Below are 26,755 nucleotides of genomic sequence, written 5' to 3'. Positions count from 1 at the left end.
TGTATATAGGTTTTATCATCAGTTAATGTCCTAACCTTCTTGTCCGTTGCTATATGTGGAATCAGGGCGGGAGCGATCGCACCGACAAGAGGTTATAGTCGTGAGAATGGGGCTGACTTCATCTGGCTTCCTCGTCCAGGAAGTTCAATAGAGCAAACTTCAACAGTTGTAGGTTGACTCTCAGCAGATTTAGTTTTAAAACCCTGTGACATCAACCTGACTCCTGACATTTTTTTGACAACAGCATTGAATTCTTCTCATTTATCTTGCTCATACCATTTCTTTATGAAGCTGCGCTAAATAAAGCTTCAAGAATAAAGTCGTAAGAAGTGAGAGAAGCAATCATCTCAGGCGTAATTGTTTTTAGCACATCAGTTAGCTTCTGCTGTAGTTGCACGAGGGTTTTACAACTTTCCCATTGCAGTTTTGATTTGAGAAATTCCCAAAAACGTTCAATCGGATTGAGTTCGGGAGAGTGAGGAGGTTGAAAAATAGGGATAATATTATCTGGACAATCGAGAGCTTTAGCTTTGTGGAATGACCCTTGGTCGAATTGTATAACTGCGATATCATCCCCAAGGTCAGCAGACAGTAATTCCAAAAAACGTTGAAAACAATCCCCATTCAGGTAGGGAAACTCATAGAAAAAGCTGTATCCACTCAGCGGTTCGACAACACCATATAAATAAAAATTCTGGCGTTGCCACTGGCTTAAGCCTACAGGTTTAACCCCTCTAGCCGTAATTAAACGTCCTGCAATTGTCTTTAATCCTAAACGTGTTTCGTCTTGACACAAGTACCTTAATCTCTTCCCGTCTCCAAATTCCTCCTGCAAAAATTTGAATGCTAGAGGAAGTTTTTTTTAAAGTGAGATAGACTTTCTGGGTGTTGTTTAGTGCTTTGAGGACGAGGCACTTTCAACTTCGCACCTAAACGGTTGCGAACAACTTCATAGACCGTTTTGTAAGCCAGTGAAACCCCTAATTCACTCTTGAGCCATTGTTGAATTTCACCATAGCTTTGAAACCCAGATGATTCTTGCAACTGCTGTTTCAAGCGTTCTAAGTCTGAACCACTGATGAGCGGAACTTTCCCTGGTGCATGTTTGACTTCAAGCAAGCCCCTTCGTCCTTCATCTTTATACTTTCTCACCCAACGAGTTATGGTTGCTTCATCACCTCCTAAACGTTCTGCCAGCGATCGTCTGCTGCTGACTTGACCACTCTTAAGCCAATAGAGCATTTGCAATCTTTCTTTACTGCTTGCCGCTGTGGCATGTCTGATAGCTTTTTCCAATTCTTCTTGGCTTTCTGAAATCTCAATTTGGAATGGACGACTCATAACAAAATCACTAAATGCACCCATTTAGAAGTTTGGCATAGTTTGGCGCATCTTCATACAGAATTGGTATCAGTTGTTAAGTGTGTTTTTTATCTAGTCGTTTATTCCTAACTTCTTTAATTTGTCAAGTTCACTTTATACCAAATTAGATGAGCTTACCCTGAGTGTTGATCGTAAGCAATAGCAGAAATGCACCCCACTGGCTCACCATTCAACTCGCCCAATAAAAAACCGTTCTTGTCAGCTTGATAAAAAGATTCAGCATCATATCTTCCTGGATTCCAACCTTCCGTTGCTGCCCAAGTAATCGCCAAATCAATTTCCGATCTGTTCATTGGGCGGACGATGAAGTTGTCAATGGTCATAATATCTCCTGACTGCTAGGCTGTTAACTATTTAACTTTACTTTCGCAAACCCAGTGATAATTCTTAATATTTTTATACTCATCTCTGGTAGTAGTGTTTAATACTAAATCTAGTTCAAATATCTTCTTTTTTAGTCCGCATAGGCGGCGGACTTTGTTTATATAGCCACGAATTAAATTCCTTCGGATATAAAATTACTCGAATACTCGTTCAAAAGCTCTATGATCAAGATTTACTCCGATAAAAGCTGTTAGAATGCACAACTTTCATGTGGCGCATACAGGCTCAATGCTTATTCCTCCCGTGTTTAGTAGTTGTAGCACTAGTAACTTCCAACTGATCATACTTATTGACTTTGTAGATGATGGTCGAAAGTAACCAACTGAATACAAAAATGGCAATGATTAAGTAACCAATTGTGCCAAAGTTATCACCTAGTTGACTAATGAAATCCCAAAACGGACTTTTCAGTTGTAACTGATCACCAATAATGTTCAGAGCCTCAATTCCACCAATGACCACAGCAACTAGTACAGAAACAAGGGTAATGGTCATGTTGTAGTAGAGCTTGCGGATTGGTTTGACGTAAGCCCAGCCATAAGCACCAAGCATTAAAATGCCGTCAGTGGTGTCAATCAGGGACATACCTGCGGTGAACAAAGCTGGAAACAGTAGGATCGACCAGATAGGCAGACCTTTAGCGGCTTGATTCGCAGAAATCCCCAGCAGTGCTACCTCTGTCGCCGTGTCAAAGCCTAAACCGAAAAGGAAACCTAAAGGAAACATTTGCCAGCTACTATCTATCAACCGAAACAAAGGACGGAAGATGCGACCGAGTAGCCCACGTTGGTTCAAAAATTCATCTAAGGATTGCTCATCGTAGATTCCTCCCCGCTTGACGGTTTGGAAGGTCTTGTAAACATCCCACAGCACCACCATATTGATCGCTGCAATTGCTAGTAGGAAAAGTGCAGAAACGGTACTGCTAATTAGCCCCCCAACCTTTTCAAAACTGGGAAAGTTATTATGGATGGTTGTAGTGGTTAAGGCGATCGCCACAGAGGCGAAAATTACAACGGTGGAATGACCTAGAGAGAAGAAGAACCCAACAGCAACAGGTCGTTTGTTCTCCTGCATCAATTTACGGGTAACATTGTCAATCGCGGCGATGTGATCGGCATCTACAGCATGACGTAGACCAAAGCTATAAGCTAATACGGCAGTGCCAAGCAGAAGGGGGTAGCTGTGGAATGTAATGAGAGCAACTACCCAGATCAAAATATTCACGCTAATCAGGAACGCATAGATGTTGATAACTTTACGTCTAACGTTTCTGGAACTATCGTTGAAAACAGGCGAAAACCTGGATAGCATTTATCACTCCTTATAAAGGCATATTTCGACAAGGTGAAAAACGAATGAGACTCTGTATGAGCCGTACCAGCATACTGAGCCAGCCTATAGAGGTTTCATTCATCAAAATTACTTACGTTGACATAGACGTAAGGTTTAGTAAAACCTATCTAAATGACAAAGGTATTGCAAAGTTATGTCAAAAGTGTGACTAGTCGGGCATACTTCATAACGGTGAGCAGCATTCGCAGGCTGAAATCTTTATAAATAGGACTAAAGAAGCTTCCCAATATATTTTGAGTTATTATCACAAATGGGTAGTGGCAATTTGGATGAACAGAAAACAATTTCATTTCAAGTATTTCCACTTATTAAGAATTATCATGTTTGTCTATTAGGCAACAGGATTAACCCTTTACCCTGAAAGTAAAATAAAATTATCCTCCACTTAAACCCCATCATGGCTATCCCAGAACTCGAACAACAACTCCTTCAGCTTTCCCCTAACGATAAACTGTATATTATCCAACTCCTTGCCCAAAGCCTGACCACACACAACACCCACCCAGACCAACCCACCAAACTCTCAGAATTCTTCCGTCAATCCCCCCTGGCTGAACTTACCGAAGAACTCGACTTTAGCCGAGGCTGGACATTACTAAAAACCCTCATTGAGTCCCTACAACCAGAAACCCAAACCGAAACCCCAGAATATCCCCTGACTCAATTCTATGGATGTATCCAAGACGAAACATTCTTCCGCCATCCCCAAGGACAACAACCAGAACGCGAACCAATCCTGTGAAATTTCTGCTAGATACTAACACTTGCATTATCTATATGCGTGGTAAAAATTCCATCTTAAAGCAGAAACTAGAAACCACTGCTACCAAAGATATTGCCGTTTGCTCAATCGTCAAAGCTGAACTATTTTATGGCGCAATGAAAAGTGCCAACCCAGAACATAATCTTACCTTACAGCAAGAATTTTTAGCTCGTATGCGTGATAAGAATTTTCAGTCAGCAGGTATGAAGCAAATTGTTGATCGGATAATTGCCGAACATTAACAATGAAGACGCTTTCTAAGTTAAAACTGCCTGTTTAGATTCCTTCGGATATAAAATCACTCAAATACTACTGTTCTATTTCCATACACTAATACACGATTTTGCAAGTGCGATCGCACGGCTCTTGCTAATACAACTCTCTCCAAATCTTTGCCCTTTCTAACTAAATCATCAACTTCATCACGGTGACTAACTCGCACTACGTCTTGTTCAATAATTGGCCCTGCATCTAAATCAGCAGTCGCATAATGAGCCGTTGCACCAATAATTTTTACCCCACGTTCAAAAGCTCGGTGATAGGGATTTGCTCCGATAAAAGCTGGTAAAAATGAGTGATGTATATTAATAATTTGCGGAAATTGACTAATAAAATTTGCACTAACAATCTGCATATATTTTGCCAATACAACTAAATCTATTTTGTACTGGCGTAGTAATTCTAGTTGTTGGGCTTCTTGTTCTGATTTATTGTCTTTAGTGATGGGAATGTGCTGAAAGTCGATATTAAATTGCTCTACCACTACCTTTAAATTAGAATGGTTGCTGATAATTAAAGGAATTTCAGCAATAAATTCTTTAGCACGTTGTCGCCAAATTAAGTCAAATAAACAATGGTCTTGTCGACTTACCCAAATAGCAATGCGTGGTACTGTATCAGAAAAACGTATTTCCCACTTAGCGCCTAAAGGTTGTGCAATTGCATTAAATGCAGGGGCAATAAATTCTCGTGGTAAATTGAATCCATCTAATTGCCATTCAATGCGGGTAAGGAATAACCCAGCAGCAAAGTCTGTATGCTGATCTGCATGGATAATATTACCACCATTAGAATAGATGAAATTGGCAAATTTCGCCACCAGTCCCCGTTGATCGGGGCAGGAAATCAGCAATGTTGCTGTCGGATTTGTCATAATAACTTAGAAAAAGTATTGAGATTTGAAGTCAACTTAACGTTAAATCGGCGGTTAGAAACCGCGTCTACACAAGCAAAACCCACCTCCGTGGGTTTCAAACCCTCAATTTTTCCTTAGTCCGAGGAGGCGGACTTTGCCTGTGTAGCCAAGCCACTGCGTTGGGCGGGTTCCCCGACTTGAAGCAAGTGGCGCGGGAATTTCATTCGCCCTGGCTCTGCTCATTTACCATTTGTCGGAGTTGGTAAAGGCGTGCTGAGTCCAGGCAGTTTCTGACTATTATCTACAGGTTGTTTCCACTCTGATAACTCCCGATTCACGGCATTTGCAAAATCTGTAGATACCAACAGCACATTTATATTCCCATCGGGTTTTGTAGCAGGGTCAGTTTGAGCATACAAGAAACGACCGTTAAAGTTAGATTTACCCAAAAGCAACTGATGGCTTTGTCGGTTTTTCAGGGTGATATTGATAGTTGCTTGGGGTTGATCTAAGGCGAATTCTCCAAGCTCTTTTGCTGGAGTTGATAAAGTGCGCTCGCTCTTACCTTTGACCAACAAATCCATTAAATAAGAAACAATAGCATCATTTGCTGGGCCCGATACCGGAGATTTGATTAACCACTTCAAGTTACTAGATTCAGGGCTACGTTCCAGATTTAGGGTGAGTTTTTTTGTCTTGACTGTTAAAGACTGCACATCATCTGCGGCAAAAGAGAAAATTTGCTGCTTTTGCTCCTTGATTTCTTCTCGCACAGTTGCACCTCTAATTTCATAGAAGTAAACAAAACCACCTAAACCTAGCGCTAGCAGTATCAAAATTAAAGTCGTTCGCGGCAATTTCATTTTTTAATCATTGGGCATTGGGCATTGGTAAAGAGTTAATTTTTATAACTCCTAACTCCTAACTCACTTCTTACCGTCGTTTCCACCAGATAATGACTGCCGCCACCAACCCAATTAAAGGTAAAACCAACAAAGACGACAATATTAAAAGATTGGCTTGCGTAGTAGTCAAGGTTATTCTACGGTTTTTCGGTTCTTTGGGGCGAATGGAAAGGGGTTGCTTCTCCTGTTGACTCAGCCAAGTAACTGAGTTGAGAAATACATCTCCATTTAGTTGCTGTTGAAACAAGCCATCGGTGGCGAAATTAGAATTTCCTAAAACCACTAACCGGGACTCGGTAGCTGTTTGAGATGAGGGAGATGGTGGAGATGAGGGAGTGGGGGAAGCCTTGCCTTGGGTGGTTGGTGATGGTAGGGGTGAAGCTTGCGGAGTTTTGGGGGAGGGTGAAGGAGTAGGGCTAGTTTTGCTTTGGGTGGTTGGTGATGGTAGGCGTGAAGGTGTCGGTGAAGCTTGGGGAGTGGAAGTAGATTTAGCTGCTTGTTTTCTGGTTAAGGCAACGCCCAAGGTCAGAGGCCCTTTGAGGTCTTTATCTGCATTAAACTCCAATTTTTCGCTTTGGAGGTCGCTTTCTGCCCAGCTGTTGGGATAGGGTTTGGTTCGCAGCAGTGGAGTAGCCTCAACACCAGGTACAGAGGTAATTTCCAGTGGTCGTGCAACCGGATAAAAAGAAATGCCGTTAGCGAAATCTTTGGTAATTGGATGTTGTCCATATTCTGTCACTAAGGGGGCAGCAGGGCCAAGTCCCACGCTATCCTTTGAAACATCTACTGCTAAACGATTATCCAAACGAACACCCCACTCTTGTAGCAAAGTGTCAACTTTGGGATCGGTATTGGGATCAATCATCAGCAGTAAGCTACCGCCCCGATTAAGATATTCTTGCAAGGCTTTGACTTCACCCTCAAACAGCCCTCGTTTGGGGCCAGCTACTATTACGACAGCCGCATCTTGAGGAACTTTGGAAGTTTCTGCTAGATTCAGGGGTGCTGTTGTAAAATTTTTATCGCCTAATCCCTGAACTGCTTGTGATATTGCACCTTTGCCAGCCGAAAGTTGGCGTTCGCCATGACCTTGGAGTAAGTAAACTTTAGCTGTGGTTGAATTTGTTAGTTGTTGCAGGCGACTAGTTAATCTGACTTCCGACAGGCGCTCATTTTCATTTACTGTTTGTACTAATTGCCGTTTATTCCCAGATTCTAGGTAAACTTCCCCATAATCTTTAACGCCAAACTTTTCTGCAAGTCCTGGTCTAGCTTGGGGGTCGATGTACTCATATTTAAATTTTGAGCTTTGCCGCTGATAATTTTCTAGGAGTTCTCGATCTTGGGGATTCTGGTTAATATCAAACACCCACACCTTAACTGGTTGTGGTAACACACTTACTAATTCCCGTGACTGGGGCGCAAGGGTAAACAATTGAGTTTCTGTTAAGTCTGCCCGCAAGTGATAGCGAGTTCCCAAAAAGTTAATCAATCCCAAAATTGCCAATACTGCCAGAGTTGCCACTAGGGCATTAGTCCCAGCTTGGGTAGAACGACTCCTCCACCAATTAGTTTGGTAGCTTTGCCATATTATCCACAATCCACTGATGACAATTCCCGTAATCAGAAATGCTAATGGAATTAATCCCCACTGTTCAGAGACTAATCCAACTGTTAAGCCAACAGTAATTAGGAACGGGCCAAACCAAAATAGATATTTCCAAAGTTTCTTTTTTGCAACTATCTTCATATAATTTGTCATTTGTCATTAGTCATTTGTCATCTGGTACATTGCCAATTGAGTTTAGGTAGGAGTTTAATTTTGGCGCTAGTTCGTTATTGATTGTTTTGATTGCATTTATCTGTTCGGTAGTTAAAAGGTTACGAGTATGAGCCAGTCTTAACCAATGTTGAGTTTCATTCAAAGAACCTCTCGCTATTTTTATGAAACGTCTATTGTCTTGAAAACTACCTCTTCCTAGACCTTCCGCTATATTGGCACCGATACTATCGGCTGAACGTATAATCTGTTTACCAATCGTATCTTTTGCAAAAAAATTCCATCCTTCAACAATTTTCCAAATGTCATCTGCTAATTTTTCTGATAATTGATAAACCTGTAATTCTTGGAAACGCTTTGTTGCCATTTATTCAGTTATCTTGCTGACTTTTAGTCACTCAATTTTCGTCCATATATTTTTAGTTGTCACTATTTTTTGACCAATGACAAATGAACAATGACAAATAACTATTGCCTTTGAAAGCGCAGTGCATCAATTGATTGAGCGGTGAGAAAGATGCCCAAAAAAATGTAACTGGCAAATAAAATTAAGGCGCTGGTATCAAAAATGCCTTGAATTAAGGTGTTGTAATGTTTCAGCAACGACAGATAACCTAAAGCTTCGCCCACGGGGCCAGGGACAATTTTGCCGATTAAATCAATTAATAACAATAATAAGATTACTGCAAAGGTGAGTACGGCAGACAGAATGGTGCTGTCTGTTAATGAGGAAATAAACATTCCTACAGATAAAATTGCTGCTGCTAGCAAGATTAATCCCAAATGACCCAGCAAAGGAATTGAGAACGTCATTGGTGGATTTGATCCACTGATTGCGATCGCTTCCAACACTAGCATGGGTACAACCATTGTGGTAAAAAATGTGATCACGCCTAATAATTTACCTACAGCTACCGCCCAATTGGTGATTGGTGACGTGGCTAACAGTTCTAAAGTGCCCCGCTTCCGTTCTTCGGCATAGAGTCCCATCGAGAGAATTGGCAGGATAAACAACAATAGCCACCCCATGCGATCTAAAAATGCCCGGATAAATTCGTAGGGGACATCTATCGGCGGTACTGGCACTCCCTGTTGTTGCCCTTGTAAATCTATTGCTGCGACTCCTGGTAAAATGCCATCTGGCCCTAGCAAAATCATCACGAAGAATAACCCCGCGATGAACCAAAATATGCCTGCGATCGCATAAGCCAAAGGTGATACAAAATAACTCTGTAACTCTCGGCGATAAATGGCAATAATATTACTCAGCACTACACCCATTTACGCTGCCTCTCCTTCGTTGTCTGCTGCTAAGTCTACCTCAGTATCGAAATTCTTTTCTTCTGTGGTCAGTTGCAAGAATACATCTTCTAAAGTAGCGTTAACACGCCGCAGTTCATGTAAACCGAATCCTGCACGCACTAATGTTGTGGCAATATCGCGCCCTGGTTCTTTTCCCGGTTGGGATATTACCCGCAGGTAAGCGCGGTTTTCCTGCGGTTGATGACCGTGCATTCCGGCTATCGGAATTGATTCTATCAGACTCACACCCGCGACTTTTTGCAATACCTGTTTCGCTAGGGCAGCTTCTCCTTCTATTTCCAATTCATATCCTGAGCCACCTGTCAACTGTGCCATTAGATTATCTGGTGTATTAGTTGCCACCACTTTACCGCGATTGATAATGGCGACGCGGCTACAAGTCATGCTTACTTCTGGCAGAATGTGCGTGGAAAGAATAATTGTGTGAGTCCCAGCGAGGCTTTTAATTAAATTCCGCACCTCAATTATTTGTCGGGGATCGAGTCCAACGGTGGGTTCATCCAAAATAATCGCTGGGGGATCGTGGACGATCGCTTGAGCAATTCCTACCCTTTGGCGATATCCTTTAGAAAGTTTGCGAATAATCACCCGCCGCTTATCTTCTAAATTACAGCGTTCGATCGCAGCTGTTACTTTATTGGTGCGATCGCCTGCTGAAACTCCCTTAATTCGGGCGACAAAATGTAAAAATCCCTCCACCGTCATTTCTGGATATAACGGCGGTGTTTCGGGTAAATAACCAATTCGTTGGCGCACAGCCAGGGAATTTTCATGGACATCATAACCAGCAATCCGGGCATTACCATTGGTTGCCGGTAAATAACCAGCCAGAATCCGCATGGTTGTGGTTTTACCAGCGCCATTGGGGCCCAACAACCCTAAAATCTCCCCAGGCTCGACGCTAAAGGTGACATCAGTAATCGCTGGGGTGGAACCGTATATTTTACTTAGATGCTCAACTTCGATCATCGGTATAGTGGCGATCGCAATTTATTAGAATACCCAATAATTTTAGATCACGATATTGGGTATGGGGGATTGGCACTAAGATTAGCCGACAACAGGTAAAGTTCCTGGACGATTATTAAAGTACAATCAACAACCTGATAATTGAAGCCAGTAATCCAGTAAAATTAATTAACTAGTTGGACTACTCGCAGATTTAGATATTTGAATTCTACATAAGGTAAAATTTGATGCGAATAACTGCACTTAGTGCTGTAGTCAGCACAGCAATTATTATTTTCGGAGCTATGAGTGCAGCAAAAGCTGCATCAATTAGTTTTGCATCGGACACTAGTTGGAGTGTCACTGACGCTTCCGCAGTTCCACAGGGAAATGCACAATACGTTTGTTTAAATTCGAGTTCTCCACTGAATTGTCCAATTGGTGCAACATCTTATTCCTTTGCGGGAAATGGTTGGTCGGCTGACCTGTCCAGCATTCCGGGTGCTAATTGGATTTGGGCATCTGGTATTACTGGAACAACTCCGACGGCAAGTTTAGCTCAATATACGTTTTCTAAGGAATTAAATTTACTCGGTTCGCCAGCATCAGGAAGTATCTCAGTAGCAGCTGATGACTTTGCTAAAGTATATGTAAATAATAATTTGATCGGATATTCAGGCAGCATATCTGACAGTTCACAAGCCGCACAAGCGCAGGCATTTCTTCAAACATTTTCTATTACACCCTTCTTGGTTTCAGGCAAAAATATAATTCAAGTTGTCGCCCAGAACGGCCCTGGCATATTTGCTGGCATTCCAGGCGATACCAATTACAAACAGAATCCATCTGGCGTTGTATTTGGAGGGTTAGTAACCTATGAACCCGTTACCGCTATCCCTGAACCTACCATCTACCCAGGAATATTTCTTGGCATTGCTATCTTCTTAAAACTGCGACGGCACAAACATATCCAAGAAAATGTCTGAATTTTATAATTTAATAAGCAAGCCTCCGCAGTAACCAGACTCCAGTACTCTTTACTGGTAACTGTTAATAATAGCTACCAGATTTCCGATGCTCCAAAGCAGTGACGCCATCATTTTCCAATACTTCACCGTGATCGATGACGGCATAAATTAACCATCTATCACCACATTCAAGCTGATTTTGCACCGTACATTCTAAATAGGCTAATACCTCATTCAGAATCAAACAACCATTAAGAGCAGTTTTTGTGGCAAGATTTGCAAAGGGATTATCTCCTAAAGTGCTGTGACGAGAAAAATAGCGCCGCACATTTCTTCCTTCTTTGAGGATATTCAGCACAAATTTATCACCAGGATGATGCATTAAATCTGCATTCTGCTCGTGAGCGATCGCAATCATAATCCCTGGCGGGTTAAAAGTTGCCTGCGATACCCAAGAAGTTAAAACGCCTTTGTGAGTTTCTTCATCACGAGTTGTCACAACACACAGAGAACCAATGATCCGCCCCACCGCTTGTTCGGTACGATCTACATGGGTTTCTGTCACAACCTGCCGGGAAGTACGCAGTTTTTTGGTTTTCTTCAAGTTTTGGGCAAAGTAAGCACCTGCTTCTTGACACTGCTGGAGAATCTCAGGAGTAGGGCTAAAACGCACCCGAATTGTTTCAAATCCTAGTTGATAATTAGCATCTTTAAGCTTGCTTTCTAGTAAATCAATTGCCTCTCCACTCCAACCGTAAGAACCAAACACCCCTGCTAACTTAGTTTTAGCCGTCGCGGAGAGGACTATTCCTAAAGCTGTTTGAATTTGAGTCGGTGCATGTCCGCCTAAAGTGGGTGAACCGATAATCAAGCCATCGCAGGTTTCTACAATGCGGCTAATCTCCGCAGAGTCTGCTAGTTCACAGTTGATTGATTCGACATTAATTCCATTTTGAATCAAACCTTGAGCGATCGCATTCGCCAAAATTGCTGTATTACCATAAGCAGAAGCATAGAGCAAAGCAACACTCAATTCTTGAGATTTTTGCCCTTGACACCATTGACGGTAATCATAAGTAAAACGACTAAGGCTGTAACGAACAACCGGGCCGTGTGCTGGGGCGTAACATCTCGCTCCCAAAACCGACAATTTATCTAAGGCTACTTCAACTTGTTTGGCTTGGGGCGCATGGAGACATTCAAAATAGTAACGACGTTCCGCATCTAATCCCTTCCAATCTTCATCAAATAAAGTATCTTCGCAAATATGAGCGCCAAAAAATTTGTCTGTGTAGAGAATTTTTGTAGTGGGATCGTAGGTACAAAGTCCATCCGCCCAACGGGGAGTTGGTACGGTGATAAATGATAGATCATGTCCTTGTCCTAAATATAGAGTATCTCCCGATCGCACCGCTTGAATACGTGATTCCCATTCGGGAAAGGCGGTTTTTAGAGCATTGGCGGCGGGGCGTGAACAAATTAGAGTAACTTGAGGAACTTCAGAGAGCAATACTTGCAAGGTAGCTCTGCGGTTGGGATTGACATGACCGAGAACAATGTAATCTAGGGTGGTAAAGTCTAGATGTTGTGCCAGTTGCTGAAGGTAAATTTCGGTAAAAGATTCACCAGGAGGGTCAATTAAAGCCTTTTTATCAGCTTGAATCAGATAAGAATTCGCCGTAGTTCCCCGTTGGCGGGAATACTCTACCTCAAATTTTAGTCTGTCCCAAGTCCGCGATCGCAGAATCAGAGTATTTTTACCAATTTCCGCAACTTGTACATCTCTTGGATGACTGGTAGTTAAAGTATTTGCAGACATAATAACCTCTCTTAATCATGGCATACTGGGCATTGGGCAATTCAATTTTGGATTTTGGATTTGAGATTTTGGATTAAATTTTAATTCTTTAATCCAAAATCTCAAATCTAAAATTCTTACTCCCTACTCCCTATTCTTAATGACTATTGGTTTGTATTAATTCAGACTTGGCTTGGTTTCTATAGCGTTTAGATACTTCTTGTTCCGGGTCGATACCTTCAAAGGTTGGGGGTAGCCAAACTCGGAGGAACTGTAGTATTCCTAGCACTAATAAAAAGGCGCAAGTTGCTAAAACTTGACTCCAACTTGTTTCTAGAACACCTTTAACAATGACTTCTCGCAAGGCGGAAACCATAGAAACTTCAACAGCTACCCCAATAGATACTCGATGTTCCTGTAGGTAAATAATCAGCAGTCGGAATAACTCAACTAAGATGAGTAAAAAGAGAATATCGGCAGTAACAGCATGAAAATCCAGAGGCGGAAGTAAGGAGAGAAACATATCTCTCACCTGAAGCACCATGAAGCTAAATAAACCGATACACAAACAAATCACAATCACATCTTGAATAAATTCCAAGGTTCGCACGACGCGCGCTCGATTGATTTCGTACATGGTAATTGCGGTATTTTCAGCAGATTTATACATAGCTTTTTGTGAGTGGGGAGTTAGGAGTTAGGAGTTGGGGAGCAGAGGAAGATGAAGAAAACGATGCCCAATGCCCAATGCCCATTTAGTAATGATTGCCAATTTTGCGGTGATGGGCGGCGGTAAGTGCATTTAGCTTGGCAACTCTTCCAGTTTGGACTGTGCTATAAATTACCCAATGATCTCCACAGTCCATGCGGCTAGTAATTTCACATTCCATGTAAGCTAAAGCTTCAGCGAGAACGGGCGATCCATTTTTTGCTGGATATGTTTTCACTCCACCAAAGCGGTCTGCACCAGGAGCAAAACGCTTCAGAAAATGTTTCATTAATCCTTGATATTTGCCTTCTTCTAAAACGTTTAAAACGAAGCGATCGCCAACGTGCATCAAGGATTCAATTGCCCGATCTTTAGATACTGCGATCGCCACTCCTAAAGGCTCAAGACTCGCTTGTGTCACCCATGAAGCCAGCATTGCACTCTGAATTTCTCCTTTTTTGGCGGTGATAATATACAATCCCGTGCTAATACGTCCTAAAGCTTTTTCTAGCTCGGTATTGATCGATTTTATTTGTTTAATGGTGCGATCGCGGTTCAACCATTGACCCATATCTGTCCCTGCTTCATCACAAAGTTGTTCCGTTGCTTGGGTAGGAGTTTCCTTAACTAAGATAGGGGGAAAACCTTCGGTTAATCCTAATGCTTGTAACTTATTGCGTAAGGGGTAAATGGGTTCATCTTCTCCCCCTCCCGACTCTAATAAACCAATTGCCTGCTTCTTGTTAACAGCAGCTAAAATAGTACTTAAAGCCGCTTGAGCCATTACCGAAGATTGGGCTGGCATTGCAATTACTAAACCAGAGGCTTGTGCAACTAATTCTCGAACTTCTTGAGGCTCGGCACTATTAAGAGCTACTAACTCTACTGCCACGCCTGTTTTCGCGCATCCATGTGCTAGGGTACGGACTAAATGCTCGCTATACCCGTAATCTTCAACATAAAATAGAGCCACTAGTGTCTCTGCTTTTGCTTGTTCTAAACTCCAGTTCTGATACCGTCCGAGCCATTCGTAAATATAGTGTTTTAATAAAGGGCCATGTCCCGTGGCAACTGTGACTATTTCTAACTTTTCAATCCGCTTTAAAGCTGCCAAGACAGACCGGGCATTGGGGCCCATGAGACAATCATAGTAATAGTGAAAATCTTCCTCTATTGAAGTAATATTTTCATCATAAGTGTGGTCATCACAGTAGTGCATCCCAAACACATCGCAAGTGTAGAGAGTGCAAGTTTTGTGGTCATAAGTCAAGATTGTATCAGGCCAGTGTAAGTTAGGTGCAGAGATAAATTCTAATTGGTGTCCGTTGCCTAAATCTAATAGCTCTCCACTTTTCACCTGCATTGATTTAAAAGGCTGGTGAACCATATTTTCTAAAAATTGAATAGCCACCTTAGCACCGACAACAGTAATCGAGGGAGCTAATTGTAAAATATTTTTCACTAAGCCACTATGGTCGGGTTCTGTGTGGCTAATAATCAAGTAATCTATTTTAGTCGGATCAATTAACCCCACCAGTATCTCAAGATATAGCTGCTCAAACTTGCGGTGAGATGTGTCAACTAAGGCAACTTTTTCTCCCTGAATTAAGAAAGAATTATAAGTCGTCCCATTTCGTAAACCAAACTCGATATCAAAACGTTCTCTATCCCAGTCGAGACAACGGATAGCAGTCGTTTGAGGAGCAATTTCAACAGTTTGAATCGTCAAACGCCCTGGATTGGGAATAACTTGAGTAAGCTGTGTGAGTGCGACCATTTATTTTCTCCAAAAAGATATTGTCTGGAGCGAGTGTTATGTTTCTTATGTTTACCTGAAATACTCAATTAGTAAAATGCCAATTTCTAAAGGTAATCATCAGAAAGATTTATTCTTCATTTGATGGACTTACCATTGAATTACTCAATGTTTATCATTATTTTTATCTTCAATAATGAATGTGAGAGAATATAAATTCTAAGTTACAATGTTGACACATGTCGTTAATCTTTTTTCCTCCTCCTCTACAACAAATCAACAGCGAAATCACCCGTGACGCTGGTGTTAATCTGTATGTGCTACGCCTCGATCTCATGCACCCCTTGGTTAACGGCAACAAGTGGTTCAAGCTGAAATACAATCTTTTGGAGGCCAAGGAGAAAAATTTCACAACGCTGCTGACTTTTGGCGGCGCTTATTCCAATCACATCTATGCAACTGCGGCAGCTGGTAATTTTTTCGGTTTTCGCACCATTGGTGTAATTCGTGGGGAGGAGAGGCTACCACTCAACCCGACGCTGAGTTTCGCGGTACAGCAGGGTATGCAGCTTGTGTACTTGAACCGCGAGACGTATCGACAGCGCAACACACCAGCGCTACAGGAATATCTGCAACAACGTTTCGGTGAGGTGTTTATCATTCCCGAAGGTGGTAGTAATTTAAATGGTGTGCGCGGCTGCACGGAGATAGTTGGTAATGCGATGCCTACGGCTGGCTACGCCTACGCATTTGATCATATATGCGTAGCCGGCGGTACGGCTACCACACTGGCTGGTATTACGCTATCGTTACATCAAAAGCAAAGAGCGATCGCTTTTCCAGTATTGAAAAATGGGGCATTTCTTGCAGAAGAAATCGAAAGTCTGCTAACAAATTATCTCGCTTCTGGTTTACCCGCACCATATACCTCTCCAGCATCTTGGGAATTGGTGTGTGATTACCACTTCGGCGGCTATGCAAAGGTGAACGACGAGTTGCTACTGTTTAGCCAACAGTTCAGGGAGGAACATGAGGTACCGCTCGATTACGTATATACCGCTAAAATGTTTTACGGAGTGATGGATTTACTAAAGCAAGGATTTTTTTCTAGAGGCGATTCATTGTTGCTGGTACACACAGGAGGCTTACAGGGCAACGTCGGGATAGAAGAGCGATCGCAATACGGTTCGGTTAAGCCAAAAACCAGATAGACTGAGGGTTATCACCCAAGTGTATTGATAAGACTGTAAATATTTTTGTTCATTGTTATGCAGATTCTAATTTATCGGATAGGTAATTCAATCATAAACTCTGTGCCCTCACCTTGTGTTGAATGGCAAGTTAGTTTGCCGCGATGATTGTTAACTACAATTTGATAAGCAATAGATAAACCTAGCCCTGTTCCTTTACCGATGCTTTTTGTGGTGTAGAAAGCATCGAATATTTTTGTCCGGTCTGCTTCGCTGATTCCTGAGCCATTGTCGGCAATTCGGAGAATAACTCGTTCTCCAATTGACTCAGTTTGAATCCGAATCACACCAGGATATTTGGAAATTTCCTCAAAGTTTTGATTTTTTTGGATTTCTTCAATTGCATCGAGCGCATTGCAAATCAAATTCATAAAAACCTGATTTATTTCGCCTGGATAGCATTCAATAGGTGGCAATTCACCATATTCTTTGATTAGTTGGATTGTCGGATGATGAGCATTTGCTTTGAGTCGATGACCGAGAATGAGTAGCGTGCTTTCTAGACCTTCATGCAGGTTAGCCAGTTTATTGCCTGCTTCTCTGTGGCGAGAGAAGTTATTCAACGATGACACAATTTCTGTAACGCGATCTGTACCAACTTGCATGGATTGAATAATTTTAGATAAATCATTTAACAAAAAGCTGATATCTTTTGTTTTAATAGCATTTTTAATTTCAATAGGTGGGTCGGGCAGATACTTTTGATATAGCTTGAGTAAATCAACAACCTCCTGAACATACTCTTCTACAAAATTTAAGTTGCCAGCTATAAAATTGATCGGATTATTCACCTCATGGGCAATTCCTGCTGTCAGATGGCCTAATGTTGCTACCTTTTCTGCTTGGATCAGTTGGGTTTGAGCCTGTTGTAATTCGGCGTTTTTGGCAATCAAGGTTTTCGTCAAATTTCTCAGCTTCAGTTGGTGCTCTATTCGCACCAAGACCTCTTCATACTGAAAAGGTTTGGTAATGTAGTCTACGGCTCCCAATTGCAATCCTTTAACTTTATCAGCAGTATCTGAAAGAGCAGTCATAAAAATGATTGGAATATCTTGGATACGAGGATCGCTTTTTAGGTGTTTATAAGTTTCAAACCCATCCATGCCCGGCATCATTATATCAAGCAAAATTAAATCAGGTAAATGATCGTTATCTAGTTTTTGAATGGCTTTTTCACCACTACGAGTCGCCCAAACTTCAAAGCTAGACTGATCCAAAAAGCTCGATAAAACTTGTAAGTTGGCAGGGTTATCGTCAACGACTAAAACAATTCCTCTGGCAGGATCGCGATTCTGGGAATTTTTTTCGTCGTGTATTGTCTCTGTCATGCTATTTCTACCCCATATTGAGTCAAGAAGTTGAGGATTAAATCTTCGTCAAACTGCCTCGCTAGTTGCCGCAATTGGTTAGCAAAGGGAGCGAAGTTTGTGTCTGTTTCCTCCAGATGATCGGCCAATTTAAGAATGGCATTGAAGTTACCTTTACTGGCTAAGGTCAGCAGTTCCCGCAATACATCGGGGGAAGGAGGAGTCAATTTATCTAATGGGCTATCACTTGTTGTAGCCGAAGAGTTGATTCTTTGTTGCTCAGACTGAGACTGTTGGTAAATCCATGCCAAACCTAAGTGGAACTCTAATTGATGCAGTAATTCATCTGCTTGTACAGGTTTGTTCAAAAAGGTGTCACCTCCTGCTTCCAGACTGCGATGTTGGTCAGTTTCAAAGACATTAGCGGAAGAGACGATAATCTTGACATCTGCGATATCTGGGGTATGACGCAGGTGTTGAATCAATTCAAACCCATCCATTTCTGGCATGAACAAATCTGTAATCATTAGGTCTGGTTTAAGGGCGATCGCTTTTTCTAAACCTTCTTGACCGTTGCTGGCTTCAACCACATTAAAACCCAGTGGTTGCAGTAAGTTTGTAATTACTGTGCGATTCTCCCAGCGATCGTCCACCATCAGGATGGTGCGCGGGCTACCTTCAAAGCCAATGATTTGTCTCTTTGATGCAGCCATCGCAGACTGCACCCATTGGCTTGTTTCGGCGATCGCAATCTTAAACCAGAAAGTACTACCCTGACCGATCTGACTCTTAACATAGATATCGCTATCCATCATCTGCACCAACTGCCGAGTAATAGCTAAACCCAGCCCCGTCCCTTCGGTCTGACGCTTTTTCTCACCTACTTGTTCAAATGGCAAAAAAATCTTATCCAACTCGCTTGGAGTTATCCCAATTCCCGTATCTTCTACACTAAAGCGAATGCGAGATTTCACCATCTGCCCATCACCCAGAAGTTGATCGATTACCTCAACCTTGAAAGTAACTTTACCCTCATCCGTAAATTTGATGGCGTTCCCCAGCAGATTCAATAGCACCTGACGTAATCTTTTGACATCGACATGAAGCCCAGTAGGTAAGTTGATCGCGGGTTCATAGACAAACAAAATGCCCTTTTGTTCTGCCCGAATCTGGCAAATTTCCCCGATCCCCTGTAAAAAAGACGGGAAATGCACATCCTCAGGATGCAGTTCCAGTTTTCGCGCTTCAATTTTGGAAAGATCCAAAATGTCATTGATTAAAGTCAGCAGATGAGAGCCACACTGTTCAATGATGTTTACATGATATTGCTGTGGCTCTGGTAAATCTTTGGAACGCAGCAAAATTTGAGCGCAACCTAAAATACCATTCAAGGGCGTTCGCAGTTCATGGCTCATGTTGGCTAAAAATTCGCTCTTAGCACGGTTTGCGGTATCAGCCGCTGCTTTGGACTTTTTCAGTTGAGCCTGTTCAAACGCTTGCACCCTCCACAAGACAGTGATCATCGTCACTGTTAGTCCGCCCAGAATTAGGGCGATAAAATCGAGAAATTGCAGTCGAGATTCAATATTTTGGCGCGGAATCACCAGAGCTACAGACCAATTAGCTTCTTCCAACGGCACAAAGGCAACATACTTTTTGGTGTCGTCAATTTCCATCAACTGAATTCCCTGTTGTTTATTTACCATCCGCTGCGCGATCGCATTTAAATTGCGATCGGCAATTTTCAGCAGGCTGGGTGCAGGTTTTTCCACCGTTGACATTAAAATTGAGTTGGGATGGACGATCGCTTGTCCTTGGGAATTTAGAGCAAATGCATAGCTGTTTTTGCCGTAACGCAGCGAGTTGACAACTTCAACAATGTGATCGACCTTAACGTTGCCGTTGAAGACACCAATTGGTGAACGACTCTGAGAAGAATTTGACCAAATGGGGGTGGCGATCGCAATTAAAGGAATGCCTGTGGAACGGCTGATGAAGGGATCAGAAATGTTGCTTTTTCCGGCTAATGCTTTTTGAAAGTAGTCTCGATCCTTAATATTCTTATTTGACCGACCAACCATAGTATTAAAATACGAACCATCCGGGGTAGCTATTTGGAAAACGAAAAATTCATTGATCCGGCCAACTTCTGACTTTAAATAGGGTTCTGTCACAGACCAGTCTAAGGAGCGTACAGTTGAAGTATGAGCAAGGGTTTGCACCTCCACTTTGCGAACATGCAACCACTCTTCAATTTCATCAACCCCTCTTTGTACTTCTAAAAAAGCTCTTCCTTTCAACTCTTCTAGCGTTATTTGCCGAGCAGCTTGATAGCTCAAATAAGCAGAAATACTCACAATAAGAGTAGTGCCACCGAGAAGAAATCGGATCAGCAAATTGTGCGAGGAATGCCTTTTGGTGTCAGATGGGCTGGAGTTGACTCTTATCAAAGGTTCTTTCCTTAAACAATTGGTTGGCTAACCAGAAAAAAGGGCTATATTTTAGATTGCCCAAAAAATTATTCATAATCACAGCCTTGATTGTTACCCATAGCAAAATAATCAATATATTTATATAGGGATCAGATATGATTTTTGAAAAAGATTACCAGAGAATACGTAGAAGGAAATCTAATACAGTTCGGTTAAGCCAAAAACCAGATAGACTAAGGGCTATCACCCAAGTGTACTGAGATTGAATGTAACTTAAAGAATTATCACTGATTTCGCCTGTAGTTGAATCAGGTACAGTACTCAAAGCGTTAGAAACAGCGAGGTTTTCTAAAATCTGATTTGCCACTTAATTAAATATCAGTTAGCTTGGTATGGAATTTTATGAAGATTAGTTAAATTCACACACCAATCTTGATATTTACTCAAAGTTAGGTAAGGTTAATTCAATAACTACATACACTGATCGCATTCAGCCAACTGATTCTAGCATTGCTACCTATTTGGAAAATCTCTTTGTTTTTGATATGGGCAAACGCACAGAGAATATCTATTCCTAAATAAGCGATTCTCCAAAAAAGAGGCATTGCTGGGTGAAAATATGAATTTGCCTATTCGTGAGAAACAAGATCCCCGACAACTTTTACGAAGTCGGGGAGCTGCGGGTTGCAATTCTCACAATTCAAAAGCTATGTATGATCAATACAAAGATAACAAAGAGCGTTCCGCAATTGGGAACGCTCTATTTTGGTGAATTCTGTTAAGATAAGATGAATTTAAATTGAAAATTGCTAGTTGCTCAAATCAAGCATGGAGATTTGCTTGTTCCTGCAACCAAGGATCTACAGGTTGTCCATCTTTGCGGCGTAATTCAATTTCCACTACCATCACTTCTTTTGAACCAGGAGGCGCGGGTTTTTTATGGAAAATAATGTCATAATCTTCTGGATTGTGTTTGCGTTCTTTCAACCATTCCTGTACCTTGGTTGTGGCAAAAAATGATTGCCCTTGCTCAAACATTCGGGTAATCTGCAATTGCAGTGTATAAGGATTTAAGCGACCCATTTTCTACCGCCTTTGTTAAGTTAATTTGAGGATAAGTAATCTACTTACCCTAGATAATCTAATGTTAGTGCGAAGTACCCACACCTGACACTTCGCATATAGGTGCAAATTTCAGTTTCAACGCCCTAGCACCTGTAGAAACAAAGTCCGAACCTAGTTCGGTGGATGGTCTAAAAAAGCGTCGATGCTCCTGCAATCTGTATTCCACAGGTTGATAAATCTTATCTGTGCTGCCTGCTTTTTGCCGTCTTTGGCAGTAGCTACAACTTAGTAATGTTATAATAGTACCTCACAAAAAAAAAGGTCAAAAACTTGACTGTACTCCAACACTGAAGTTTTACGTACACTAAGGGACGACGGAACGGATTTGTTAAGGATTGTTCAGTATTTCCCACTCCCTCTACAACATTTCAGGACTTAATTCTGTTATAGATTGGAGAGAGGCACGCCGCTTCAAAAACTGACCAACAGACTGAGATGGTTGTTATGAAGAGCAAAAATCAAGCTGTTTTCGCTTTAATTGTAAAAAGCACTATTGTCTTTTTACCCTTACTGTTATCCGTTGGAATTGCCAGTGGACAATCTGCACCAACATCCTCCCCAGCACTAACTCCTACTCCGGTGTTATCGAATCAGGAACGGGAAGAATTAGCACGACTACGAGCCGAAAAGCGAATTCAACAGCAAGTCCAATCTGATTTTAATAGCGCTTTTAGCCGTACAACTATCTTACTCAATGTCTGGCTAGTTATATTAAGTCTATTTCCAGTCGCAATCATTGCTTTATTTTGGCTCTTGCGACGGGTGGTAATTCGTGAAATTGTTGATAGAGCAATGCAACAACTACAGGGACTGGAAAAATTACAAAATCAGCTAACCACCGTTAAGCAAGATGCTGAAAATGTTATTCAAGAAGCTAAAAAAATCAATTATGAATTAGAACGGGAAACGACTGCTTTACAACAAAAAATTAAAAAGGAACAAGAAAATATATCTATCCTTACATCTGAGCTAGATTTAGCTAAAGCACAGGTATTAAGTAGATTAGAAACTGAACTCAAAAAATCTCAAGAAAATATAGCAAATTTAGAGTCAACATTTGCTTCTGGGCTATCTAAGTTAGAGTTTGATGCTCAACAACAAAGAGATATAGCACTGGAGAATCTAGCAAAATTAGCATCTGTGATGGCAGAGGAACTGTCTAAGTTAAAGTTAGGTGTGCAACAACAGCAAGAACTAGCTGTTGCTGATTTAGAAGTATCAAGGTCTGAGTTCACATCTCAACTTTCTGGATGGCAGTCTGATGCCCAAAAACAAAAGGATATAGCTATTGAAAGTTTAACAAAATTGCAGTCAGAATTTGCTGATAAATTATCAGAATTACAGGTAGATGCTCAAAATAAAAAAGAGATTACATTTGAAAGTTTAGGAAAATTAGATAATCAACTGAAATCGGAATTATCGGAATTACAGATTGATGCTCAGGAGCAAAAAAATAAAATTGTTGAAAGTTTAGCAGGATTGCAGTCAGAGTTTGTTGAACAACTATCCGAATTAGAACTAGATGCTCAAAAGTCCAAAGAGTTAATCATTGAGAATTTAGAAAAATCTGGTTCTGAGTTTACTTCGCAATTCTCAGAATTACAATGGAATGCTCAACAACAAAAGATGATCATTTTGGAGAATTTAGAAAGATTAGAAACTGAGTTCGTCTCTCAACTCTCTGAGTTACAATTGGATGCCCAAGAAAGAAAGGATCTCATTCTTCAAGAACTAACTGAAATTACACCTGAATCTATCCCAGAGGTGGTGAATTCTGAAGTTGAGGAAGAAATACAGGAACAGCCACAACAACCGGAATTCACTGCTGATGAGTATGTAAAACAGGGAGATGCACTGTTTTCTGAAAGGCGTTATGAAGATGCGATCGCAGTTTACAACCAAGCGGTTAAAATCCAACCTGATGAACCTGTGGCTTGGTTAAAACGCGGTCTAACTCTCGGAAGGTTAAAACGCTACAAAGATGCGATCGCATCCTATGATCGAGCGATTGCGATTCAACCAGATTATCATCAAGCTTGGTGCGATCGCGGCGTTGCTTTTGGGAACTTGCAACAGCATCAGCAAGCCTTTACCTCATTTGACAAAGCTACACAAATCAAACCTGATGATGCTGTTGCTTGGTTGAATCGCGGTCTTTCCCTAGTAGCATTGGAACAATACGAAGAAGCAATGGCATCCTTGGAAAAAGCGCTGGAATTCCAACCCAATTCTCCCAAAATCTGGGATAAATGCGGTTATACTTTGGTAAGACTGGGACGCGATGATGAAGCGATCGCTAGTTTTAACAAAGCGTTAGAAATTAAGTCAGATTATGCCAGTGCGTATTACAACAAAGCAGCCTGTTACGCACTGCAAAGACAAGTTGAACTATCTCTGCTAACTCTACAACAAGCAATTGAACTTAATCCCAGGTATAAAGAAGACGCAGCATCTGACCTAGATTTTGATGATATTGCCGATGATCAGCGCTTTAAGCAGTTAGTTGCAGAGTAAAAACCTAAAAAAATTAATTATCGTTTAATTATCGTAAATTAACGGGTTTAAGATCCGCAACGTCAACACGTAGCTTCAGTTACCCTGCGGGATCTTGCTACAGTCGGGGTTTAAATAAGAGTCTGAAACTCTCTTCTCTACGAGATGCAGCGCGAACAATTTGGAATTTGGAATTTGGAATTTGGAATTTGGAATTTGGAATTTGGAATTTGGAATTGTTAATCCCCACTCCCCACAGTTGGATTCTGTTCGCTAGACATCGCTTTGAGTTTACATGTAAAAGACTCAGAGCGATCGCTTTTTTCTGGAGTAAATTGCCCGATTGGGGCATGAAGAGCAGCAGGTGGAAGTAGCTTTGCCCGTTTATGATGCAATGGTGATGCAGAGGGCGGTGGACTTTCTTGTGAAGTTTGCCTTTGGCTGACAGCAGACGATAGCTGAAGGGTTGCCGAAGAGGCAAATTTCCCCGAAAGCGGAGACTTCAAGACGGTTTTATTGTCTCTATCTTCCTGCTTCCTCTCTTCTTCACTCAAAGATGTCTTTGGTTCGGAACTTTTCAGTTGTAGAGTTGCAGTATTGCTCTGTTGATAGCCGTTGCTAATCTTAGCTGGTGGTAATTGAGGACTCGTCACTTTCTCTACAGCGAGGTTTTTCTGGGCTGGCGGTAGGGCTGGTGCAGCCAATGAGGTTAACCTTTGGGGAAATTTGCTACAAATCATCCGTTCAAATTCCATGTTGAAATGATATGTAGCCTGATCCCGGCGCTGCCAAAATACTAAGATTTGCTGCACGGAAACCCCTTTATAACGACCTTGATATAGTGCCTCAATCACTGCCAGGTGTAGCCAATTAAGGGGATATTGCGTTTGCCAACGCTCAACTAGCTCATTGGCACTATACCCACTGAGATCGAAACTATAGTTAATTAATAAGGCGATCGCTAAGTTGGCAGAGGTGTCTGGAAGTGTTGTTAACATGGGGCTATTAGCTCTAAGCAATAGGTCTAAGATTTGTCACCCATCGCATATTAGCCTAGTGTGCTTTTAACTACATGGTTTTTTTTTCACGAGTTACTAAGCCGATAGGCAGTGTTTCTTATTCTACTTGTCAATTTCTGGAATGCAACCCTACATAGACTGATTTAATCGCAGGTATTCGCCCAATGGCGACTAATGCCTGATAAACCATCGCTGCAACTTCGGCGCGTGTTGCCGAACGTGAAGGTGCAAGCACTTTCGGATCTGGATAGTTGACAACTATTCCCCGTTGTGTAGCAGTAGCAACGGCTGTCCGGGCATAGTCGGGAATGGTATGACGATCGCTATATACTTCTAAAACATCGCTATCAACCGCTGGTAGTCCCAGTCCGTTTACTAAGGAGACAATCACCTGTAGCCGCTGCACATTTTGATCGGGGCGGAAAGTGCGATCGCTAAATCCGCCAACAAAACCACCGCTAGCCGCGATTTGGATAGCGCTATAAGCCCCAAAATCCTTGGGTACGTCTGTAAAATCAGGTGCTGGGACTTTGGGAAATGGATTAAAAGCGATCGCCACCAGAACTGCATACTGGGCGCGAGTCATGGGTTTATCTGGCTGGGAGCTACCATCGGCAAAAGCATGAGTTAAATCCATGCTCACTAATGCCTGAATAAATGGTTCTGCCCAATGTCCATCTAGTTGGGGAGACGCTGGGAGTTTTTGAGATCGGGATTCTGTTGGGGCATAAGAGGAACTGGTGCTAACCGCTACTCGATTGGTTGGAATCAATTCGACCAAGCCCTTGACTAGAGAAGAATTTAATTGATTACCTACGGAAACCAGCTTTTGTGTAGTGGCATTGTGTAAATCAAATTCACTATTATCACGAAAAATATTATCACCGGGATGTTGGCTACTACCTAAGTCAGGAACTGCATTGCCATTGACTAATAGACCACCTTGGGTATTTTTAGCAATCAGATTTTGACGCAGCACAGGTTGGGCGTTGCGAGAAAGTGCGATCGCCGTGCGATTTTCGGATAATTTGTTGTTTGCGATCGCCGGAGCGGCAAAGTCACTAATTGCTATGCCTAAAGGATTTCTTTGAAATACATTCCGCAGTACTTTCCCCTGGCTCTGACGTGCCATAACTAACCCGCTAGCAGTATTTTGCACAAATATGTTATCTAAAATTGCGGGTTTGGCAGTACCAGTGGTAAACACACCTTCCCGCCCACAGTCGCTCAAAGTATTGTTAGCTAAAGTAGGTGCAGCCGATTCAATCCAGATACCAGTACCTTTGGCTAAGGGATTGGTGACAGTTACACCTAAAAGACTGGCATTATCTAGCAAGAGAAGCGTGATATTTTGCATACCAAAGCTGGGACTTTGATACTTGCCACTCCCGGAAATTACAATCCCTGCACCTTTTTTCGCTTCGTTACCTACCACTGTCGCCCCACCAGGGATGACCAGTGGGAACACCTCACCACTAGCGGCGCTGTAAGTCCCCGATTCCAGATGAATTATCGTAGGGATTTTGGTTACTTTTAAGGCACGGGTGAGGCTTTTAAACGGACTCAACCGTGAACCAGTACTAGTATCATTCCCTGTCATAGGGTTGACATAGAGTGTGACAACGAGGGTAGAGTTCACCATTGATAATTGAGAGTCAATTATTTTAATTATGACAATCATAAATAACACTACTTGTAGCAAACTTTTTCACAGTAGTATCTTTGTGTGTAGAAAATATATCCACATTACTTTTTCTTGCAAGCGGATAATATGTACACACAAGTTATAGACTCTTATGCAACATTGCAAGTTCTGATCTCGGCGTTCTGAGTTTTGATCTCGGCGTTCTGAGTTTTGATCTCGGCGTTCCGAGTTCTGCTCTGGGCATTCCGAGTTCCAAGCTTGAAGTTCCGAGTTCTG

General features: G+C 41.9%; 26 protein-coding genes. 5 read left to right on the top strand and 21 right to left on the bottom strand.

Annotation, left to right across the window (positions count from 1 at the left end):
• Nucleotides 1–283: 283 nt before the first annotated feature.
• The 4 genes from HWQ41_RS02270 to HWQ41_RS02255 all read right to left on the bottom strand — a co-directional run bounded on the left by HWQ41_RS02270 (nucleotide 284) and on the right by HWQ41_RS02255 (nucleotide 3,081).
• Nucleotides 284–796: an IS630 family transposase gene (locus HWQ41_RS02270; protein ID WP_292759615.1), complete on the bottom strand. Its 513-nt coding sequence runs from the start codon at nucleotides 794–796 to the stop codon at nucleotides 284–286.
• A 50-nt stretch (nucleotides 797–846) separates the two neighbouring features.
• A complete protein-coding gene (locus HWQ41_RS02265) occupies nucleotides 847–1,341 on the bottom strand; it encodes a helix-turn-helix domain-containing protein (protein ID WP_292759613.1) in 495 nt (164 codons plus the stop codon).
• 155 nt (nucleotides 1,342–1,496) lie between these two features.
• Nucleotides 1,497–1,706, bottom strand: a complete 210-nt coding sequence (locus HWQ41_RS02260) for a hypothetical protein (RefSeq protein WP_292759611.1) — start codon at nucleotides 1,704–1,706, stop codon at nucleotides 1,497–1,499.
• 286 nt (nucleotides 1,707–1,992) lie between these two features.
• On the bottom strand, nucleotides 1,993–3,081 hold the full coding sequence (locus HWQ41_RS02255) for a HoxN/HupN/NixA family nickel/cobalt transporter (protein ID WP_292759609.1): 1,089 nt from the start codon (nucleotides 3,079–3,081) through the stop codon (nucleotides 1,993–1,995).
• Between the two features lie 439 nt (nucleotides 3,082–3,520).
• Here HWQ41_RS02255 and HWQ41_RS02250 point away from each other — a divergent pair, with 439 nt between their 5' ends.
• Together HWQ41_RS02250 and HWQ41_RS02245 are read left to right on the top strand one after the other, a co-directional pair.
• A complete protein-coding gene (locus HWQ41_RS02250) occupies nucleotides 3,521–3,865 on the top strand; it encodes a hypothetical protein (protein WP_292759607.1) in 345 nt (114 codons plus the stop codon).
• Nucleotides 3,862–4,128: a hypothetical protein gene (locus HWQ41_RS02245; protein WP_292759605.1), complete on the top strand. Its 267-nt coding sequence runs from the start codon at nucleotides 3,862–3,864 to the stop codon at nucleotides 4,126–4,128. Before HWQ41_RS02250 ends, HWQ41_RS02245 begins: the two co-directional genes overlap by 4 nt.
• A gap of 56 nt (nucleotides 4,129–4,184) precedes the next feature.
• On the opposite strand, the gene purU is transcribed toward HWQ41_RS02245, so the two are convergent.
• The 6 genes from purU to HWQ41_RS02215 form a co-directional block, all read right to left on the bottom strand.
• Nucleotides 4,185–5,039 carry a formyltetrahydrofolate deformylase gene (gene purU / locus HWQ41_RS02240; RefSeq protein WP_292759603.1) on the bottom strand — a complete coding sequence of 285 codons (855 nt, stop codon included), beginning with the start codon at nucleotides 5,037–5,039 and terminating at the stop codon, nucleotides 4,185–4,187.
• A gap of 221 nt (nucleotides 5,040–5,260) precedes the next feature.
• Nucleotides 5,261–5,884: a DUF4340 domain-containing protein gene (locus HWQ41_RS02235; protein WP_292759601.1), complete on the bottom strand. Its 624-nt coding sequence runs from the start codon at nucleotides 5,882–5,884 to the stop codon at nucleotides 5,261–5,263.
• A gap of 70 nt (nucleotides 5,885–5,954) precedes the next feature.
• Nucleotides 5,955–7,676: a Gldg family protein gene (locus HWQ41_RS02230; protein ID WP_292759618.1), complete on the bottom strand. Its 1,722-nt coding sequence runs from the start codon at nucleotides 7,674–7,676 to the stop codon at nucleotides 5,955–5,957.
• A gap of 22 nt (nucleotides 7,677–7,698) precedes the next feature.
• Nucleotides 7,699–8,073: a four helix bundle protein gene (locus tag HWQ41_RS02225; protein WP_292759599.1), complete on the bottom strand. Its 375-nt coding sequence runs from the start codon at nucleotides 8,071–8,073 to the stop codon at nucleotides 7,699–7,701.
• 101 nt (nucleotides 8,074–8,174) lie between these two features.
• Nucleotides 8,175–8,987, bottom strand: coding sequence for an ABC transporter permease (locus tag HWQ41_RS02220; protein ID WP_292759597.1), 813 nt, complete (start codon nucleotides 8,985–8,987; stop codon nucleotides 8,175–8,177).
• Nucleotides 8,988–9,998: an ABC transporter ATP-binding protein gene (locus tag HWQ41_RS02215; RefSeq protein WP_292759596.1), complete on the bottom strand. Its 1,011-nt coding sequence runs from the start codon at nucleotides 9,996–9,998 to the stop codon at nucleotides 8,988–8,990.
• Nucleotides 9,999–10,225: 227 nt separating this feature from the next.
• Here HWQ41_RS02215 and HWQ41_RS02210 point away from each other — a divergent pair, with 227 nt between their 5' ends.
• A complete protein-coding gene (locus HWQ41_RS02210) occupies nucleotides 10,226–10,963 on the top strand; it encodes a PEP-CTERM sorting domain-containing protein (protein ID WP_292759594.1) in 738 nt (245 codons plus the stop codon).
• A gap of 64 nt (nucleotides 10,964–11,027) precedes the next feature.
• Here the strand turns inward: HWQ41_RS02210 and HWQ41_RS02205 are convergent, their stop codons facing one another.
• The 3 genes from HWQ41_RS02205 to HWQ41_RS02195 all read right to left on the bottom strand — a co-directional run bounded on the left by HWQ41_RS02205 (nucleotide 11,028) and on the right by HWQ41_RS02195 (nucleotide 15,229).
• Complete coding sequence (locus HWQ41_RS02205; protein WP_292759592.1) at nucleotides 11,028–12,764, bottom strand: diflavin flavoprotein; 1,737 nt, start codon at nucleotides 12,762–12,764, stop codon at nucleotides 11,028–11,030.
• 136 nt (nucleotides 12,765–12,900) lie between these two features.
• Nucleotides 12,901–13,413: a phosphate-starvation-inducible PsiE family protein gene (locus HWQ41_RS02200; RefSeq protein ID WP_292759590.1), complete on the bottom strand. Its 513-nt coding sequence runs from the start codon at nucleotides 13,411–13,413 to the stop codon at nucleotides 12,901–12,903.
• Nucleotides 13,414–13,498: 85 nt separating this feature from the next.
• Complete coding sequence (locus tag HWQ41_RS02195; protein ID WP_292759588.1) at nucleotides 13,499–15,229, bottom strand: diflavin flavoprotein; 1,731 nt, start codon at nucleotides 15,227–15,229, stop codon at nucleotides 13,499–13,501.
• Between the two features lie 218 nt (nucleotides 15,230–15,447).
• Between HWQ41_RS02195 and HWQ41_RS02190 the strand changes: the two genes are divergently transcribed.
• Complete coding sequence (locus HWQ41_RS02190; protein ID WP_292759586.1) at nucleotides 15,448–16,419, top strand: 1-aminocyclopropane-1-carboxylate deaminase/D-cysteine desulfhydrase; 972 nt, start codon at nucleotides 15,448–15,450, stop codon at nucleotides 16,417–16,419.
• Nucleotides 16,420–16,490: 71 nt separating this feature from the next.
• Here HWQ41_RS02190 and HWQ41_RS02185 read toward each other — a convergent pair whose 3' ends face one another.
• The 5 genes from HWQ41_RS02185 to HWQ41_RS02165 form a co-directional block, all read right to left on the bottom strand.
• Nucleotides 16,491–17,786 (bottom strand): response regulator, encoded by a 1,296-nt coding sequence (locus tag HWQ41_RS02185; protein ID WP_292759584.1) that lies wholly within the window; start codon nucleotides 17,784–17,786, stop codon nucleotides 16,491–16,493.
• A complete protein-coding gene (locus HWQ41_RS02180) occupies nucleotides 17,783–20,215 on the bottom strand; it encodes an ATP-binding protein (RefSeq protein WP_292759582.1) in 2,433 nt (810 codons plus the stop codon). The genes HWQ41_RS02185 and HWQ41_RS02180 overlap by 4 nt, the downstream gene beginning before the upstream one ends.
• 154 nt (nucleotides 20,216–20,369) lie before the next feature.
• The gene (locus HWQ41_RS02175) at nucleotides 20,370–20,564 is read right to left on the bottom strand and encodes a hypothetical protein (RefSeq protein ID WP_292759580.1); all 195 of its coding nucleotides are present in this window, start codon (nucleotides 20,562–20,564) and stop codon (nucleotides 20,370–20,372) included.
• A 455-nt stretch (nucleotides 20,565–21,019) separates the two neighbouring features.
• Nucleotides 21,020–21,280: a hypothetical protein gene (locus tag HWQ41_RS02170; protein ID WP_292759579.1), complete on the bottom strand. Its 261-nt coding sequence runs from the start codon at nucleotides 21,278–21,280 to the stop codon at nucleotides 21,020–21,022.
• A 64-nt stretch (nucleotides 21,281–21,344) separates the two neighbouring features.
• Complete coding sequence (locus tag HWQ41_RS02165; RefSeq protein WP_292759577.1) at nucleotides 21,345–21,488, bottom strand: hypothetical protein; 144 nt, start codon at nucleotides 21,486–21,488, stop codon at nucleotides 21,345–21,347.
• Nucleotides 21,489–21,766: 278 nt separating this feature from the next.
• On the opposite strand from HWQ41_RS02165, the gene HWQ41_RS02160 reads away from it, so the two are divergent.
• A complete protein-coding gene (locus tag HWQ41_RS02160) occupies nucleotides 21,767–23,836 on the top strand; it encodes a tetratricopeptide repeat protein (RefSeq protein WP_292759575.1) in 2,070 nt (689 codons plus the stop codon).
• Nucleotides 23,837–24,054: 218 nt separating this feature from the next.
• On the opposite strand, the gene HWQ41_RS02155 is transcribed toward HWQ41_RS02160, so the two are convergent.
• From HWQ41_RS02155 to HWQ41_RS02145, 3 genes are all read right to left on the bottom strand, one after another.
• Complete coding sequence (locus HWQ41_RS02155; RefSeq protein ID WP_292759573.1) at nucleotides 24,055–24,813, bottom strand: hypothetical protein; 759 nt, start codon at nucleotides 24,811–24,813, stop codon at nucleotides 24,055–24,057.
• A 130-nt stretch (nucleotides 24,814–24,943) separates the two neighbouring features.
• The gene (locus HWQ41_RS02150; protein WP_292759616.1) at nucleotides 24,944–26,476 is read right to left on the bottom strand and encodes a DUF1565 domain-containing protein; all 1,533 of its coding nucleotides are present in this window, start codon (nucleotides 26,474–26,476) and stop codon (nucleotides 24,944–24,946) included.
• A gap of 66 nt (nucleotides 26,477–26,542) precedes the next feature.
• Nucleotides 26,543–26,755 (bottom strand): hypothetical protein (locus HWQ41_RS02145; protein WP_292759571.1); only part of this gene is annotated, 213 nt, incomplete at its 5' end.

Origin of the sequence: Nostoc sp. NOS(2021) (assembly GCF_017115025.1) — a bacterium.
Classification (GTDB): domain Bacteria; phylum Cyanobacteriota; class Cyanobacteriia; order Cyanobacteriales; family Nostocaceae; genus Nostoc.
Note: the sequence above shows the minus strand (reverse complement) of the source record. Positions and strands in the feature narration are given on the sequence as shown.